17 protein-coding genes and 1 pseudogene are annotated in these 17,250 nt (G+C 57.0%); 9 read left to right on the top strand and 9 right to left on the bottom strand.

Annotated features, from left to right (window positions below; translation table 11 throughout):
- Positions 1–91 precede the first annotated feature (91 nt).
- The 4 genes from AC06G5_RS12915 to AC06G5_RS12900 all read left to right on the top strand — a co-directional run bounded on the left by AC06G5_RS12915 (position 92) and on the right by AC06G5_RS12900 (position 3,035).
- The gene (locus tag AC06G5_RS12915; RefSeq protein ID WP_413428323.1) at positions 92–280 is read left to right on the top strand and encodes a hypothetical protein; all 189 of its coding nucleotides are present in this window, start codon (positions 92–94) and stop codon (positions 278–280) included.
- Between the two features lie 199 nt (positions 281–479).
- Positions 480–1,289: a glycosyltransferase gene (locus AC06G5_RS12910; protein ID WP_413428322.1), complete on the top strand. Its 810-nt coding sequence runs from the start codon at positions 480–482 to the stop codon at positions 1,287–1,289.
- An 83-nt stretch (positions 1,290–1,372) separates the two neighbouring features.
- Positions 1,373–2,173, top strand: a complete 801-nt coding sequence (locus AC06G5_RS12905; RefSeq protein WP_413428321.1) for a 2OG-Fe(II) oxygenase — start codon at positions 1,373–1,375, stop codon at positions 2,171–2,173.
- Positions 2,174–2,294: 121 nt separating this feature from the next.
- Positions 2,295–3,035 (top strand): Mut7-C RNAse domain-containing protein, encoded by a 741-nt coding sequence (locus AC06G5_RS12900; RefSeq protein ID WP_413428320.1) that lies wholly within the window; start codon positions 2,295–2,297, stop codon positions 3,033–3,035.
- A gap of 1,100 nt (positions 3,036–4,135) precedes the next feature.
- On the opposite strand, the gene AC06G5_RS12895 is transcribed toward AC06G5_RS12900, so the two are convergent.
- The 8 genes and pseudogenes from AC06G5_RS12895 to AC06G5_RS12860 all read right to left on the bottom strand — a co-directional run bounded on the left by AC06G5_RS12895 (position 4,136) and on the right by AC06G5_RS12860 (position 11,417).
- Positions 4,136–4,552, bottom strand: coding sequence for a hypothetical protein (locus AC06G5_RS12895; RefSeq protein ID WP_480459941.1), 417 nt, complete (start codon positions 4,550–4,552; stop codon positions 4,136–4,138).
- A gap of 258 nt (positions 4,553–4,810) precedes the next feature.
- Positions 4,811–5,206 (bottom strand): annotated as a pseudogene (locus tag AC06G5_RS12890) (hypothetical protein); the annotation flags it as partial.
- Between the two features lie 333 nt (positions 5,207–5,539).
- Complete coding sequence (locus tag AC06G5_RS12885; protein ID WP_413428863.1) at positions 5,540–6,289, bottom strand: hypothetical protein; 750 nt, start codon at positions 6,287–6,289, stop codon at positions 5,540–5,542.
- Between the two features lie 101 nt (positions 6,290–6,390).
- Positions 6,391–7,980: a DUF5666 domain-containing protein gene (locus AC06G5_RS12880; protein WP_413428864.1), complete on the bottom strand. Its 1,590-nt coding sequence runs from the start codon at positions 7,978–7,980 to the stop codon at positions 6,391–6,393.
- Positions 7,977–8,819 carry a DUF6502 family protein gene (locus AC06G5_RS12875; protein ID WP_413428865.1) on the bottom strand — a complete coding sequence of 281 codons (843 nt, stop codon included), beginning with the start codon at positions 8,817–8,819 and terminating at the stop codon, positions 7,977–7,979. The genes AC06G5_RS12880 and AC06G5_RS12875 overlap by 4 nt, the downstream gene beginning before the upstream one ends.
- 131 nt (positions 8,820–8,950) lie before the next feature.
- Positions 8,951–9,577, bottom strand: a complete 627-nt coding sequence (locus AC06G5_RS12870) for a hypothetical protein (protein WP_480459610.1) — start codon at positions 9,575–9,577, stop codon at positions 8,951–8,953.
- Between the two features lie 557 nt (positions 9,578–10,134).
- Positions 10,135–10,707, bottom strand: coding sequence for a hypothetical protein (locus AC06G5_RS12865; protein WP_413428825.1), 573 nt, complete (start codon positions 10,705–10,707; stop codon positions 10,135–10,137).
- A gap of 278 nt (positions 10,708–10,985) precedes the next feature.
- Positions 10,986–11,417, bottom strand: a complete 432-nt coding sequence (locus AC06G5_RS12860; protein WP_413428824.1) for a glycine zipper domain-containing protein — start codon at positions 11,415–11,417, stop codon at positions 10,986–10,988.
- Positions 11,418–11,873: 456 nt separating this feature from the next.
- On the opposite strand from AC06G5_RS12860, the gene gltS reads away from it, so the two are divergent.
- The 3 genes from gltS to AC06G5_RS12845 all read left to right on the top strand — a co-directional run bounded on the left by gltS (position 11,874) and on the right by AC06G5_RS12845 (position 15,451).
- Positions 11,874–13,088 carry a sodium/glutamate symporter gene (gene gltS, locus AC06G5_RS12855; protein ID WP_413428823.1) on the top strand — a complete coding sequence of 405 codons (1,215 nt, stop codon included), beginning with the start codon at positions 11,874–11,876 and terminating at the stop codon, positions 13,086–13,088.
- Positions 13,089–13,233: 145 nt separating this feature from the next.
- Positions 13,234–13,551, top strand: coding sequence for a hypothetical protein (locus tag AC06G5_RS12850; protein ID WP_413428822.1), 318 nt, complete (start codon positions 13,234–13,236; stop codon positions 13,549–13,551).
- 160 nt (positions 13,552–13,711) lie between these two features.
- Positions 13,712–15,451 carry a dipeptidase gene (locus AC06G5_RS12845; protein WP_413428821.1) on the top strand — a complete coding sequence of 580 codons (1,740 nt, stop codon included), beginning with the start codon at positions 13,712–13,714 and terminating at the stop codon, positions 15,449–15,451.
- A gap of 87 nt (positions 15,452–15,538) precedes the next feature.
- Here the strand turns inward: AC06G5_RS12845 and AC06G5_RS12840 are convergent, their stop codons facing one another.
- Complete coding sequence (locus AC06G5_RS12840; RefSeq protein WP_413428184.1) at positions 15,539–15,775, bottom strand: hypothetical protein; 237 nt, start codon at positions 15,773–15,775, stop codon at positions 15,539–15,541.
- 485 nt (positions 15,776–16,260) lie between these two features.
- Here AC06G5_RS12840 and AC06G5_RS12835 point away from each other — a divergent pair, with 485 nt between their 5' ends.
- The gene (locus AC06G5_RS12835) at positions 16,261–16,908 is read left to right on the top strand and encodes a hypothetical protein (RefSeq protein ID WP_413428183.1); all 648 of its coding nucleotides are present in this window, start codon (positions 16,261–16,263) and stop codon (positions 16,906–16,908) included.
- A 107-nt stretch (positions 16,909–17,015) separates the two neighbouring features.
- The gene (locus tag AC06G5_RS12830; RefSeq protein ID WP_413428182.1) at positions 17,016–17,222 is read left to right on the top strand and encodes a co-regulatory protein PtrA N-terminal domain-containing protein; all 207 of its coding nucleotides are present in this window, start codon (positions 17,016–17,018) and stop codon (positions 17,220–17,222) included.
- Positions 17,223–17,250: the final 28 nt, after the last annotated feature.

Genomic DNA, 17,250 nt, shown 5'->3' with positions numbered 1-17,250 from the left:
GGCCCGGTTACCCCCTCCCCGCGCTCCGTCAATCGTGAAAAACCCTTCTTGGAACCTGGTACTACGCAGACCTCATAACCGAGGATTGGCGATGCCAAACTCAGATCTGCGCCCTTCCCTACTGTTCAGGATCAACGAAAATCAACTCGCCCTCGAAGCCGCCATCATGGAGCTTTCGAACCGGGTCGAGCAGCGTGGATCAGTCTATGTCGCCGCCCCCCAAGACGCTCGCCTGACGCCTCCGGATATAACGAATCAAGTCACGGATGTTTACCTATAGAGCAGATCCTTATACGATGAAGTCCGCATCTACGGTTCTCCATCAGGCCTGAGCAAGCCATTGTTATTATGCAAGACAAAATGACTTAACAAATTATGTTCTATATCCACGCAAAATTTTGTGCAAAAAGACAAGTAAAAGCTGCATGCAGGTTAAATTATTACTGCAATTAAATACAATAATATTGAGCACCTAAACAATGAGCAACCCTGATTTTTCGGCCGAAAGCCCTAAAACTTTCAGCATAGTTATAGTAAATTACAAAACACCAGAAATCACCAAGATATGCCTGGACTTATTGCACCAGCATTTTGGCAGTAACGGCGTGCCAGTCTGGGTAGTCGACAACTATTCCGCCGATGAAAGCACTGAGTATTTACGAACGCTTGACTGGATCAATTTAATCGAGCGCTCTGTTTCCAAACCGGAAGCTGGCCATATCGCGCATGGCAAGGCACTTGACCTGGTTTTAGAGCGAGTTGAAACTGATTATTTATTCCTGATGCACACTGATACATTTGTTTTCGATAAAAATGTTTTTCCGATGATGCTCAATAAATGCACAAAAAACCCAAAAGTCGTAGCCGTCGGTTGTGTCGAGCAAATAAACCGTGGCACCACGAGAACGCTTTGGCGCTTTAGCTCACGACTATTCAAACACCACTACAGACGCCTGAAAATCTCTATGGGATTGCGTTCCAGAGAACCAAAACCGTACAAAGAAGCCTACTTGAAAAGTTTCTGCACGTTGTGGAACTGCAAACTTGTCAAGCAGCACAACATGCACTTTTCAATGGATGATCGCGTGCCAGGCTATACTCTCCAGGACCGCATGACCGAGCTTGGCTATGCCGTTGAAATGTTATCGCCGCGTAAAATCTTCAGCTATCTGGATCATATTCAGGCCGGCACTGTCGCAGCGGCTGGCGGTTATGGAAAGACTCACAGACGAACCAAAATGTACAACAACATCCTTAAGCGCCTGAACAAGGATGACAGAAAAAGTTAAGCTACGAATTGACGCAACGAGCAGTGCATTCAATTCTGTTTGATGTCACCCACAAGTCTTTATATCAAGTTATTGGAGCGGTAATGGCACCCATCACTCAAGCACTACCTATGACCCTGTCCCCGGAGCTTGATTTCGACCAACACGCTGCTAGCGCCTTTGGTGGCTCATTGACCAGTCGCTATGTTCAGGCTACGCCATTTCCGCACATCGTCATCGATAACTTCTTGCACGAAGACCTGATTGCGAGCATCTGCTCGCACTTCCCAATCGAGCCAACCAACAACGAAATGCTCTATGAGCGCGGCTATAAAGGTCAACGAAAACGTCAAATCAGTCCCAACGAATGCACCCCCTATCTGAAGACTATCTTCAACGCGTTCAATTCGGCTCCCATGTTGCAGTTTCTTGAAAAGCTCACAGGCATCGAAGGCTTGATACCCGACCCCTACTTTACCGGCGGCGGCCTGCATGAAACGAAAAGCGGTGGTTTCCTGGGTGTGCATTCGGACTTCAGGCTCAACAAGAAGCTTAATGTCGAGCGCAGACTGAATGTCATCATTTACCTGAGCGAAGACTGGCGAGAGGAATACGGCGGCAACCTGGAGCTCTGGGATGTCGAGATGAAGACCTGCCTTAAAAAAGTCCTGCCAATCTACAATCGCTGTGTCATTTTCAACACAGACAAAGACAGTAATCACGGGCACCCAGAGCCTTTAACGACTCCAGAGCACATCACCCGCAAGTCCATAGCGCTTTATTACTACACCGCTGCAACCATGGCGATCGACCCCACACAAAGAAACAAAACCCACTATAAACCAAGGCCCAAAGATCGTTTAAGCCTAAAGTACTACATGAGCAAACTGATCAAGAAAAAATAATCTGCCCCCCCCGTTGAAAGATCGGCTTAATCTTTCAGCGGGCGTTTCGTAGTTTTGGGCCTGCCGGACAAGATGTCAGGACCAGACTCGCTTATCCTGCAGCCCTGCCATACTGTTCAGCATGACCAGTGCAACTTTTCGCTTCTACGAGGAGCTCAACGATTTCCTGCCGGCCGAGCGACGGCGGCAGTCCTTCACCTGCGAATGCGCGCAAGGGGCGACGGTCAAGCACATGATCGAGGCGCTCGGAGTACCGCACACGGAGGTCGAACTGGTGCTGCTCAACGGCGAGTCGGTGGGCCTCGAGCGGGCGATCTTCGACAGTGACCGGCTGGCGGTGTATCCCAAGTTCGAAGCGCTGGACATCAGCCCGCTGCTCAAGGTTCGCGCACAACCTTTACGGGTGCTGCGCTTCGTCGCTGATGCGCACCTTGGCGGGCTGGCCAGCCTGCTGCGCATGAGCGGCTTCGACACCCTCTACGACAATGGCTTCGAGGATAGCGAAATCGCCGAGATCGCTGCGCAGCAAGGACGCATCGTGCTAACCCGCGACCGCGAACTGCTCAAGCGGCGGATCATCAGCCACGGCTGTTACGTGCATGCCCTGAAACCTTCACTGCAACTGCGCGAATTGTACGAGCGCCTCGATCTGGCGCGTAGCGCGCGGCCATTCAGCCTGTGCCTCCATTGCAATCTGCCGCTGCACGAGATCAGCCCGGAACTGGCCCGGCTGCAGGTACCACCACGCATTGGCACTCTCTATTCACACTTCCTGCGCTGCGACGCCTGCCAACGGGTTTACTGGGAGGGTTCGCACTGGCGCGGCATGTGTGCACTGCTGGCACCTCTGTTGGACCGATAGCCGCGCGCATCGGGCCGGCTGAATGCCAGGGATAACCGAACGGCTTTAGCCGTTTTTTTAGTTGGAAAACACGTATCGCCCCTTGATTTTTCTTGGTGTGAAAAAAACCAAATCCGGAAATATCTTCTGGCGAACGTAACATACGAAAGCAAACATTCCGATGCCTATAACCGAGCCGATAAACATTGAGATGGAGCCTGAAATCAACCCTCCCACTTGCCTCGCTGCCGAGCCCATTGATAGAACAATGTATGCATTGTAAGCACCTGCCAGATGATTGTAGAACCCCCAGGCGAACAAGAGCGGAACAAGTGCGCTCAAACAGCCAATTGTCCATCTGGCGTTAGGCCCAATAGCTGAACCTATACCAAAGCCGATTAGAAGAGCGAGTGCAGCCTGGATAAACATTAGTGTAATAGCGGCATTAACCTTGCGGTCATGTATATCGCAGAGGTAGGGGTCGGCAGTTGAAGCTATCAAGCGAGCAAGCAGACTGTCCTTGATCCCTTGGCCTGAAAGCTGAGTGAATACTTCCGATCTGGGGACTCCGGACGAGAGCAGGTCTTTTATTTTGGCTTTAGCTTCTTTTTTTTCATATCAGTAACGACTCCGTGGCACAAGGGCAAATTGTGATGACGCCTGAAGAGAGGTGATCACGTTTTCACGAGCCTGCTGGACGGTGTTCCCCTCCAACGCGTACAGGTACCTGAGCAAGCATAGCCACTAATTTGCCACCGTTATTCACGACGGCAGCCATGACCGTTTTTGCCTGCCTGGACTGCCCCCATAACGCAGATTGTGCTCACGTATTTGTCGGGCCAGGGTCAACACCAGACGCAAGCCACTGGCGGCCAAGGGGTGAACGCCGAGTCACGACCGGAAACTGCGAACTGATCCCCGCGACCAAGGTTTCAGGAATGAAAATGCCCGGCGATTTGCCGGGCATTTCCTAACCACCAAACGAACTTCAAACAGTTCAAAAAACAAGTCGCAAACCCCGTGACTCAACAGGGTTTGCGACTCATTGCCAATACGTCCCTCAGCCCCCCGGGACGTATTTTTCAGGTATGCCTGCCGTGTTCATTGCGCAACGTGCAGGCCTAGTTTTGCACCTCAACTACATCGACATCACGCGCGTCCGGGGCACCGGGGACGTCCTCTCCAGCCTCTCTGGCCGCCTCTCTAGCCGCCTCGTTAGCCTCTCTGGCTCCCTGTCCAACCTCCTCGTTAGCCTCTCTGGCTGCCTCTCTGGCCTCCTCGTTAGCCTCTCTGGCCGCCTGTCCAACGTCCTCGTTAGCCTCTCTGGCTGCCTCTCTGGCCGCCTCGTTAGCCTCCTCGTTAGCTTCTCTAGCCTCTCTAGGTTCTCTGGCTGCCTTCGCCTGAGCCTTGGCAGCGTTCCGAGCCGCATCTGCAGCAGCCCGGGCAGCGTCCCTGGCCGCATCGGCGTCTGCCTTGGCGGCATTCCTGGCTGCATCTGCCGCGGCCCGGGCAGCGTCCCGGGCTGCATCGGCGCCCACTACGCCAGCAGCTCTTGCAGCGTCCCGAGCTGCGTCCGCATCAGCTCTGGCGGCGTCCCGGGCCGCATCCGCAGCAGCTCTGGCAGCATCCCTGGCTGCATCCGCATCAGCTCTGGCAGCGTTCCTGGCCGCATTGGCGTCGTTCCTGGCTGCATCGGCGGCGTTGTCGTTGTCGTCGTCATTGTCTCGCGCATTGTCCCGCGCATTGCCTGGGCCGCGGTTCCCGGCCATACCATGGTCGGCATCGCCGCGCCCTGGACCTCCATGACCGTCAGCACCATGGCCGTCACCGCCATGGCCTGCAGCACCACCATGGCCGCCTCCCTCTCCATGGCCGCCACCGCCGTCACCACCGTGACCACCACCTCCGGAACCTCCTGAGCCACCGCCACCGCCGCCGTGACCACCGCCTCCTCCGTTACCACCGCCTCCGCTACCGCCTCCGCCATGGCCACCTCCGCCATCACCACCGTGACCACCGCCTCCGGAGCCACCGCCACCGCCACCGCCACCGTGACCACCACCGCCTCCACCGCTGCCGCCATCTTTGGCATACACGCTGGAGAAACTACCGATGTAATCGGGCACCAGGACAGTCGATGCCGACAGGACTCCGCCAATCGCCACCGCCAACAAACATTTCTTGAGCAGCATGATGCACCTCCACTTGGAGTTGCGTCGTCATCTCCGTATCGAACGCAATGTCTAGTGAGTTCCCGGCCGCCCATTGGAGCGGCCAGCCAACCGGCACGAACATAAATCTGCAGCAATAACGAGCACCTGCGGTATCCGCATGATCCCTCAGAGCCAGTTAGCAATGTTGCGTGGGAAATATTCCCACATATTTAGATTAGTGCTGTCAGCCCGAGTGTCAACGACCGAACATCGGGACTGATTCTAACGGACATGAAAACTTACTGGCCGGCATCACCGAACCGGGGCGTGCAGCCGGCCCCGGCCTGATCAGTGCAGGAAAACAGGTGGGTATCAGAAGGTGTGGCTGAACAACAGTCCAGCCTCGCCATCCGGGCTGGCATCGGAAAAGCCCTTGACGGCATACAACTGGAACTTCCAGTGCTGATTGAGCTTGTGCGTCAGGAAAAGGGTGAGTTCCTTGATCGGGTCGCCCGTGGAAACAACCTTCTGCCGCCAGTCGTAGGATGCGCCCGCCGAGGTGCGCGCAAACACGGGTATGGCGAAGCCCAGACTGGTGAATATCGGGTCGTCGAAGTCGGATCCCGACGGGTCGCCGAATTTTTTCCAGCCCAGGGTGGCAAATCCGGTCACAAAACCAAAGGATTTGGTGACATCGACCTGGGCGGAATAGTCGGTTTTGCCGGTGCCCAGGCACTTGTCTTCGTCGGCGGTAGGCAACTTGACCTTGCCGATCAGGTCCACGAACAGCCCGCCAACACTGTCCTCAAACACGGCATAGTCGGCACCGGCGATAGTGTCGCCCAAACCACTTTCAACTTTGCCGCAGCCGCCGGGCAGCGGCTCGCCGTCAGGGCCGACCGAAGGGTTGGTGATCCGCAACCAGGGCACGGTGAGCTTGTAGGTCATGGGGCCGGTCTGGTATTTGCCCACCAGCGGGACGTACCAGGTTTCGGAAGTAGTGCCGGTGCCATAATCGCCCCGAGAGTAGTCGGTGCCGATCGAGGTCGAGAAAGTATCGGCCTGGGCTGGCGAGGCCAGGCTGGCAAGCAAACCGACGAGCAGGATGCGCTTGCGGTCCATGTTCACCTCGTGTCTTGCGTCATCGAAGTTCACACGCATGTTTTGTAGTGTGACTTACCCAGCCTAGTCACTTATGACGATAGTGCATCACGACTGCACTTTTAACCCGGCCTGCCAGAGTGATCGATTTTTTCAACCGGCTCGACCTTTTCGACTTTCTCTACCTTCTCGACTGTTTCTGGCCGTTCAACTTTCTCGACTTTCTCCGGGCGTTCGACCTTTTCAACCTTTTCGGGTCGTTCGACCTTTTCCGCTTTCTCTACCCTCTCTACCCTCTCGACTTTGTCGGGTTGCTCGACACGCTCCGACTTGCCGGACTTGTCCACGCTTTCCGTTCTGTCGCCGCCGCCATGACTGTCACTGCCCCCGCGGCGAGTATCGTCGCCGACGCTGTTTTCGCTGCCGGAGCGGCCGCTCCTGTCAATGCCCGAGCCCCCCGAGCTGCCGGAACTGGCGGAATTACCGGAATTGTCGGAGTTACCCGAGTTGTCCGGGCTGTTGGAGCTGCCCGAGTTACTCGATCCACTTGACTCGTCCGTGTTTTGCTCGCCGGTCCGGAGTTTCCCGTGTTGGTTGCCGGCTGGAGAATCGGAACGCTCGCGGGGCATTTCAATACGCGTGGCCTGCACATCCCGCGCGCCGCTGAACACGCCAGTGACCCGCACGCGTCGATCCAGCGCCAGCTGCGAAGGCTGCACACCCACAAATACGGTGTCGCGCGCCAGCGTCACATTAAAGCCACCCACCACCAAATGGCGGTCCTGCCGGCCCTGTACCAGGCCCTCGATCACTGCATTGCGTACCCGGCCAATGAAGGGCAGGCTCGGGTCGGGGCGGCTTTGGGTCACATCCAGCTCGCGACCGGACCACTGGCCGCGCACCAGCATTTCCTGCGCCGGGCCAGAGTGATTGCTGAGTTTGAGCCCCTGGAGGTAACCGCTGCGATCCACCGGCCCGATGGCACTGGCCTCCTTGAGCCCGGGCGCCCGGTCGATGCGGCTGGCCACCACTTCACCGCGGGCATCGCGCAGCCCGCTGACCCGTACGGGATCACCCAGGCGCAGACCGGCAGCGACTTGAGCACCGCTGGCCAGGCGTACCGGTTGCCCCATGACGCGCATGGGCATGGAAGCGCGTGGCAGGGCTGTCAAGGGGCCCTCATAGACGTGCAGGATGGAAATGCGCCCGGCCTCCAGACCGCGCCGGGATTTGAACGCTTCCACGGCAACCACTTGGCCTACTGCCAACTGGGTGCTGGTCGCGACAATGCCGTTCTCGCTGACAGGCACATTGTTGTTGAAGTGCACTTCCACGCCATTGACGCAGATCGAGGCGAACCCGGTGATGGTGCCGACAATGCCGGTGCCACCGATCCCGCCGTTGTCGTCGCTGATGCCCGTGCCACCCACGCCGCCTGCAACGGCACCGGTACCGCCAATGCCGCCGGGGCGTTTTGTGAGCGGTGCGCCGGTACCGCCCACCCCGCCGTCGTCGGTGCCCATGCCAGTACCGCCCATGCCGCCAGGCGCCACACCCGTACCGCCGGTGCCACCAGGAGCCTGGATAACCGGCACTCCAATTGTGCCCGCATCATTCTGGCTGACACAGGCTGGGGCGGCTTGCAACGCAATCGGAAGTCCGAGGCCCAGAGCGAGGGCGGTTGCTCGAATCAGGCGCAAATTGACTGTCATGGCTTAGGGGCCGTTGGTGAATCGGGATCTGAAGCTTCAGTGTAGAAGTACAGGCCGACCGTGATGCGCTGGCGCGGTTCAAGACTTGGCAGGTCCTGGAACTCCAGTTCGGCGGCGAGTCGGTTGAAGCTCAGCAGGGCCTGCATCCCCTCACTGGCAACGGCCTCGCGCAGTGCCTCGACGCTCGTCGGGGCCAGTGCGTCATAGTGGACACTGCGTTCAAAAAAGGCCGGACCTTCACTGCTCAGATTATGGACCGCGGCGCAGGCATGATCGTGCAGATTATGCCCCAGGTACGCAGCTTTCTCATCGAAGCCCTTTTGCGGCACGAAAGCCTGGGCTTCGAGATGCACGCGCTCCTGTTCGTCCAGGCGGACGACGCCCAGGCGCAGCCACTCGTCCAGCACTACCCGCGCCCGGATATCCGTGCTGACCTTCGCCACCAGGGCGTCAAAGGAACAGTCGCCGCCAGCACTGGCCAATCGAGGCAGCGGCAGTGGCTGGCCGGCGTCATTGCAGAAGGGTGCGCTGGTCCAGGCGTTGACCAGTTGCGCACCGAAGGTGATGTTTTCCGGAAGCGTAGAGGAGGCGGGATCGCTGATGTTGCGCAAACGCCGTACATCCTTGCGGTGCACGCCAGTGAGCAAGCTGATGCGGCTGTCGGTCGGTGCCTTGTCGCCCAGACGAAACTCACGGTCCGCCACTTCGACGAAAACCTCCTTGAGCAGGTCGGCAAACACCAGATAGGTGACACCTTTACGCAGCATCAAGCGTACCAGCGGCCGCATGACATGCCGCAAGGCTTTGAGGAGCGAGGTGGGCAAGGTAGACGATTGCATTCAGTGCATTCCTGGTCAGATAACCCCAGTATAGCCATGTGGGAAATAATCCCATGAATGCAGGCATGTATTTCTGCCGTGCCTCATGCAAAGCCCGTCCCCCGGGTTTTGCATGAGGTCATCAGCCCGCCTCACATCTGGCTATTGTCGTCGCCGGGTTCGCCGCCAACATGGACGCCGCGATCGTCACCCGGCTCGCCGCCGACATGGACACCGCGATCATCACCCGGCTCGCCGCCGACGTGGACACCGCGGTCATCACCCGGCTCGCCGCCGACATGGACACCGCGGTCATCCCCCGGCTCGCCGCCGACGTGGACGCCGCGGTCATCACCCGGCTCGCCGCCGACGTGGACACCGTGATCGTCACCTGCTTCTGCATGGGTGCCACCGCGACCGGAGTTCGAACTTCCAGGACCGGAATTGCCTGAGTTCCCATTCCCATGGTCGCTGCCACTGTGACCACTGTTGCCACCATGGCCTCCACCACTGCTACCGCCACCGCCGTTGCCACCGTGGCCGCCACCGCCGCTACCGCCGTTGCCACCACCGCCACCACCGCCGCTACCGCCTCCGCCGTGGCCACCGCCACCGCCACCACCGCCGCCGCCACCGCCGCCGCCGCCGCCGCCGCCATCCTTGGCATAGGCACTCGAATCATGGGAAACGAAATCCGGTACCAAAACGATGGAAGCCGAGAGGACGCCGCCGATGGCCAGCGCCAGTAAACCTTTCTTGAAAAGCAGGTAAGTGTTCATCGTGCATTCTCCTGATGATTTGCCGCGAGCAGTGCCAACGCTATCCGCGCTGCAAACCGGGAGCGGCAAGGGAGCAACCCGTCAGACTTACAGTCTATCTTGAATATTCCGCGTGGGATTTTTTCCCACGTATTGAAATTAGCCCTTTCTGGCTCAGGGTCAACCGGCACAGGAAAAAGCCGACCGGCGGTTGGGGACGCCATCGAATTATCGGGGGACGGCCAATTGGCCATGGAAAAAGGACGAGTGGTCGAGAAGCCTCTACCACAGGCGATCACCGGGAAGTGACGGCGGCTGGGGCAACACCGAAATGGGGGGAGTACTGCCAGCATCAGCTGATCAGCCTTTTCGACTGGAGGCACAGGCCAGGAACATCCCGGTGCAGTTCTTGCACAGCCGCAGGTCTGCAAACAGTCGATGGACTCGCCCTCTGCTTCCCGGACGAAGGCATCCTTTGATTACGCAAATGCCCCGTGACCGCAGCCCGATTCGTTGAAGCCCGCCACAATTCGACGGAGTTCGTTTAAGCCAACGAACCGGCTGCACGTCATTGAAAGCTACCCCGGGACCGAGTTTTCTTGCGCACCGACACTGCCCGCCCTGCCGGCGACTGCAAGTGCCACGCAACAAGCCAGTAACGAGAATGCAGCGAATGCGCCCATCACATGTTGATAAGGCAGCACGTGATTCCAGGCTCGAGCTACCCCAAGGAAAGCGGCGAACAGCCAACCGCTCATGGAAAACGCGCCCAACAACGCGAGCCGCGTACGGCCTGCACTGCGCAGTGCGACGAATGGAGCCTTTTGCAGCAACGGGAAGCCGACTCGATGCAACAATGCACCGTTCAGGCTAAGTAGCGCGACGACAGTCACCTTGGCCCAGAGTTTCTGATTGAGCAGATACGCGTCGCCTTCATTGAGATACCCCTGGAGCACCAGCAACAATCCGCTTGCCCAAAGGGCCAGCAGGGCGAGGCTGACGATCCTCTGAGTTTCTTCAACGTACTCAAGCCGCACCTGATCCAGTGTTTCCTTGCGCCAACTCCAAAGCTTGTGATCCGCCTGCAACACCCTCCCCAGGGCAATACACGTAGCGAGCAGATGACCGTATACGAGAAGCATTTTGAGCATTGCCTTGACCTTATTATTGTTTGGGCGCTGCGTTCCCTGCTTCGCTGATTTTGAAAACTAATGATACAAATTAGCATTTGCGTTTTCAAGATAAGCTTTCATCAACATGTGCTGAACCAATCGCAATACGACGGTGTTTACACATGGAGATGGTCATTGCTGTGGAAGATGAATGTAGCCGGGTCGCCGGCCTGCGCTGTTGGCGGCAATCAGGGGGAGCGTTATGCTCGCCCCCTTTTGAAACAACTGTCTCGATAGCACTATCTCAGTACCGGCAATCAGTCGTCATGCTTGTGTTTGTGCTTATATTTATTCTTGTTCTTATGTTTGTAGTCGGAATTGTGGTGGTCATCGTCATCGGCCATATTGTTGCCGATAGCACCACCTGCTGCGCCGCCCAGTCCGGCGCCGATCAAGCCACCAGTGGAACCGCCGACACTGTTGCCGATGACCTGACCGCCCGCTGCACCGAGACCACCACCAATAGCCGATTCAGTCTTCTTGCCGCTCTTCGCCGTCATTGCGCCCCCAGCCGCGCCGCCTACACCGGCTCCGATCGCGGCGCCCGTGCTACCTCCCATGGCTTGGCCGACCACGCTTCCAAGGGCGCCGCCGAGACCGCCACCGACCGCCGTGTTGGTGGCTTCGCCGGCAAGGGAGTACTGCGATACAAGAAAACTTAACGCTACGACGGAAAATGATTTACGCATCAAACAGACCTATTGGAAATACACAAGAGAACGAAAGTCTGTTGGTACGAAACAGTCAGGTCAACATATTTCCGGCCGTACATTGATAACAATCTACTTACTGTAGGAGCGAGCTTGCTCGCGATGGTCGTTAACGATGCCGCGTGATTACTGACTAAACGCAGCGCTCTTGAGTCCATCGCGAGCAAGCTCGCTCCTACAAGTCTGATCGAGCGGCTAAAGTCAGATATTTGATTGGCCATTGGGAGCGTTATGGCGGCCTATGCCAACGCAGCCGGGTTTTCCCATTTAGGCTAGGCTGTCCTCACTCCTGGCGCGCAGACGTAGCTGATAATCGGACAGCCATCTGGAAAATCTAGGCTGGCATTTGCTGTATCGACCGATTCATTGATACAGGTCCAAACATTGACTGACCGAATCCTGATAATGATTTTCCAGTTTTTAGGCAGGCCTTAAATGACTTCACAGCTCTTGCAAGTTCACGGCCTCGTGAGTTTTACCCTTGCCATCCTCCTGCTTTTCCTCGGTAAAACCCTCGTCCAGCACAACGCCTTTCTCCGTCAATACTGCATCCCCGAGTCGGTCGTCGGCGGCTTCGTCTGTGCGGCGGTTACGTCCCTGCTTTACTTCGGCCTGAATATCCAGATCGAATTCGATCTGCAAGTTCGCGACACCCTGCTGCTCTATTTCTTTGCCGGCATTGGCTTGAAATCGGACATGCGCCAACTGCTCAAGGGTGGGCGCCCGCTGCTGATCCTGCTGCTGCTCGCCGCGGTGTTCATTCTCCTGCAGAACTCGCTGGGCATGGGTGTGGCCGAGGCTTTTGGGCTCGATCCCAAGGCCGGCTTGATGGTGGGCTCCATTTCCCTCACGGGCGGGGTCGGCACCACCCTGGCCTGGGCACCGCTTTTCGTCGATAAACTGGGCATCGGTAACGCGCACGAGCTGGGCATCGCCAGCAACACCGTCGGCCTGATTGCCGCATGCGTCATCGGCGGCCCTATCGCCAACCGACTGATACGTCGCTATCAACTGACGCCGTCGCGGGATGCGGACCTGGAAGTCGGCATTCTCGAGCAACAACCGAGCAAACCACTGGACTATTACGACGTGCTCTGGGCCTGGATGTGGCTCAACCTGACCCTGATGCTCGGCTATGGGCTCAACCTGCTGCTGGTCGAAGCCGGCGTCACCTTGCCGAAATTTGTCAGTTGCCTGTTCGCGGGCATCGTCATTCACCACCTCGTTCTCGCCTTTGTGGGCGATCAACGACTGAAAACCTGGAGCGGCGCCAGCCTGGGCCTGTCGCTGATCTCCGATATCTGTCTGGGCATGTTTTTGACCATGGCCCTGATGGGGCTTCAGCTATGGCAACTCAGCGGCGCGTTGATGTTCATTCTGTGCGCATTGACCCTGCAGATTCTGCTGACGGTCCTCTATACGTATTTTGTGGTCTTCCGCTGCATGGGGCGCGATTACGAAGCCAGCGTGATTGCTTCCGGATTCGGCGGGATTGCCCTCGGATCCACGGCGACCGCCATCGTCAACATGTCGACCGTGACGCAAAAGTACGGTGCGGCCCACCAGGCCTTCCTGATCGTGCCGCTGGTGTGTGGCTTTTTCATTGACCTGGTCAATGCCGTGATCATCAGTATGTTCAGTGGTCTATAGAGCCAATCGGACAGGACCAATGCTAAAAAACACATGACTCTTTTGATTGAGGAAAAAACCAGCCGAGGTTGGATGATGTCCTGACAGGGGCCTAATCTGAATAGACACAAACTTGAACACGCCTCTTGAGACAGGGGGAACCGGGATGACAGGACAAACTGCGCGCCGACGCTCGTCATGGATCCTGTTTTCCCTGCTCGCCGCCAATCTGGCGCTGCTGGCCGGATGTTCAGGCAAAGCCAGCACGGCTACGGTTACGGCTCAAGCTCCAACTCCAGCCGCAAACATCGGCTCGGTCTGCTTTGCAAAGGCACTCCCCACCGTCGGCGAGGGTGGCCTCGCCTGGGGTGACACTTTGGACATCGCTCGCCAGAAATCCCTGGATAATTGCATACGCTATTCCGGCCGATCCGGCGGCACGCCGGGTACCTGCAAAGTGACGTTCTCGGAATGTAAGCATTGATAGAGCGGTTTTTCGTTTCTGCGCCGCTTTTGCATTTCTGTGCGACAGATCCCACTTCAGGGGCTCCCGTTTCACACGCTTGTGGTGTTAGTTTGCAAATGTTTCTGATCAAACGATCAGATATTTCTTACAAACCACCTGCAAAGGAATGCCCCCAGCAATGGATTTTTCACTCAAGCACCTGGCTGCGACCACTCTCATGCTCGCCAGCCTTTCATCGTTCACCACCGCTGCCCACGCCAACATCACGCCACAACAGAGCGCACTCATCCTGAAGTCCTTCAGTGATGCGTCGGTCAAGGATTTCAAGCAGTTCCTGGAAGGTTTGGCCAAGAGCGATATAGCCACAACCGACGACCTCGGTCCGGCCATCCGTGCGTTCCTCGACAACAAGTCGCTTACCGCCGAGCAGCAAAACCAGATCCATCGTTTGCTTGGCCTCTATGCCCGGGTGAAATACGGCAGCGCAGCCACCGAAACCCTGAAGGAGCTGGTGGCCATTGCGACCGTGCGCGTGGACGGCGTTGCCCAGCACGACAACCCCGAATTCATCAGGATTGCCGAGAAGATCAAGGGCCTCGCCCAGGCGTTCAACCTGAATTTTCGCAACATCGACAACCGCGTCTATGAGATCTCCCTCGAAGGCACCGGCGATGAAGTCGTGGGCATTCACGCCCATGCCGATGTGGTGCCAGTGACGCCAGAGAACTGGGTGCTGCAGGACGGCACCCGCCTCGATCCATTCAAGGTCACCCTGGTCGGCGATCGCATGTATGGCCGCGGGACCGAGGATGACAAGAACGGCATCGTGGTGGCGCTCTACGCCATGAAGATCATCAAGGAAGAGAAACTGCCGCTGGCCAGGAACTTCAAGCTGCTGGTCGACACCACCGAAGAAACAACGGGCGACGCCATCCCCTACTACTTCGAACGTAACCCGACCCCCGACTACAACCTGGCGCTGGATGGTGGCTACCCGGTGGTGATCGCCGAGAAAGGCTACGGCACCGTCATGGCCAGCTTCGCCAAGCGCAACGCCCAAGGCCGGGGCGCGGAAATCACCGCAATGACCGGCGGCCTGGCCACCAACCAGATTCCGTCGACATCGGTTGCGACCCTGGTGACCGACAAGCCCGCCGAACTGGCCGCCAGTCTGCAAAAGGCCGGCACCGAGTATGCCAAGCGCAACGGCGGCAACTTCGAGGTGGCTGCCAAGGTCGACGGCAAGGACGTCAAACTGACGGTCACCGGCGTGTCCGCGCACTCCTCCGAACCCGAGTCCGGCGTGAACCCGGTGGCCAGGATGCTCGACTTCATCAATAGCCTCGACGGCAAGGTGGCGCTCAAGCACAACCAGATCACTGATGCTGCCCGCTACGCCGCCGACAACTGGGGGCTGGATTACCTGGGTGGCAAATTGGGTGTCGGCTTTTCCGATGAGTTCATGGGCCCGCTGACCACTTCCCTGACCTATGTCGGGATGAATGACAAAGCCTTCAAGCTCGCGGTGAACCTGCGCGTGCCGAAGGGCAAGTCACCTGAAGCACTCAAATCCGAAATCGCCGGAAAGCTGGACGCCTGGAGCAAGAAGACCGGGATCGCACCGGCCTTCGACCTGTCGATTGCTGAACCGATGTACCGCAACCCCGAGGGTGAATGGGTCAAGGCCCTGCTCGCGGCGGCCAGCGAAAACCTCGGCATGGAACACAAGTTCGGCACCTCCGCCGGCGCCACATCGGTGCACGAACTGCCGAATGGCGTGCAATTCGGCCTGGCCATGCCGGACGTCAAATACACCGGTCACAACGACAACGAGTTCAAGACCACCGGGCAGTTCCTGCTGGACTTGCAGATCGTGACCGAGATGATGGGCCGCATCGGGCAATTGCCGAAACTCTGACCCCCTTTGGACCCGCCCTCGTGGCGGGTCCGATTCTTGACCTGTCATGACGATCGACAGTCATCGTAGCGGCGGCCGCCAGCCAACTCAGTTTTTCAATCGAACGGAATGCTTGAGCAGCGCAATGTTCAATAGGGGGCAACAACGGTGCATCATCGGGTAAAGCCAGGCGAATGTCTGACCATTGGTCGATTGCTGCCGGTCACAATATAAAATCATCCACTGTGGCCATGCCGAAAATGTGCTTTTTCGAGGGGAAAATGGCAGTGCTTTTAACTGGTTGGTTAACCAGACCAAGGGGTTTTTCATGGCTGATTTGGTCATACCTCTCCGATTTTCCCCATGCAATCCGGAAAAAAAGACGAAAAAATCGGCGGTGCTATCGACTACCTTCCGACTCGTCGAAAAGCCAGTAACGACGCGGGCCGCGTCGCCAAAGATGGCAATGTACAATCAGCCATGGACACTGCCGTTGGTCAGTAAAACTGATCAAAAAATGAACGGAGACGGGTTTTTCCGTTCAGAATACGCAGCAGGTGACACCGGCTCTGACCCTCACCTGACCCCCAGAAGCGGAAGTTAAACCTCATATGCACCAAGTGCGATTGGGGTTTTTTGTTACCTAAAAATGGAAGTGTCGAATGACTAACTAATAGTTCATTCGTGAAACTCACATTTATCTTGGCCGCGTAACGCCGCAAGATTAATTAATAGTAATGAGTGGATATTGACTGCCATCCGCAACGGAAAATTCCAATTAATCCGTGCCGAGCGTCATGTTGATTCACTATTAAAACAAAGAGGCAACCATGGATCTTAGTTTTCTTTCTTCGCCAGCCGTGGAATATGTTCGTTTGGGCGTTGTGTATTTCCACCTTATCGCCTGCTGTGTGGCAATCGGCCTGGTATTGACCAGTGACGTCGCAATGGTCAAGCAACTCCTGAAGGGAGATGCGTCAGGTCACCATGATGACGCACACATGGAAAGCCTGCAAAAAACCGTAGTACTTGCACTTTGGGCCCTTTGGATTACGGGCATTGGTATTGTCGGGATCGATTATGCCGGCAAGGGGATGGAGTATTTCCTCAATCCAAAACTGCAAGCCAAGATCGGGATCGTTGTACTGTTGACCTTTAACGGCTTCGTGTTGCATAGCGCTGTATTGCCGGCGCTGAAAAAAGCCGGTTCGTTACTTAATCTTTCCTTCAACCTGCGCATGCTGGCGCTGTTCTCCGGTGCGCTCTCTGCGGTGTCGTGGTTCTATGCCGCCATGCTGGGTGTTGGTCGTCCGCTGGCCTGGAAATACTCGCTGGTCGAATTGCTGGCAGCCTATCCGGTTCTCATCGTCGGTGGATTCGCGACGATGGTACTGCTCACCGCCTATGCAAAAAACAAAGGCAGCGAAGGACGTCTGGAACAAGACACCTGGAGCGCACGACACGCCGCCCTGGCTTGATGGTAAAGCCAGGTTGAACAGGCAGGTTCTGCGTTAGCAGATACATACCGCTATTCGTTATTTACAAATTCTAGTTATTTACCAACTCTCAATTTGAGGAAACCCAAATGAAATCCATGAAAGTTCTCTTCGTAGTCGCCGCCCTGACCGCTTCTTCCCTGGCAATGGCCACAGGTGGCGGTGATCGTACCTTCACTCGCATGGAGTCGGCCCGGAAAGTCTCGATGGAAGCCTTCCAGGTTGCCCAGAAGCAGAAAGCTGAAGCCGCTGTAGCCGAAAGCAAAGCCAAGGCCGCCGATCACAGCAATAGCTGATCCGTGTAGCAAGTCCCGAGGCCGTCGG

The organism is Pseudomonas sp. WT-JTC (genome assembly GCF_056711565.1).
The sequence above is the reverse complement of the archived record's forward strand: the minus strand, read 5'-3'. Positions and strand labels throughout refer to the sequence as shown.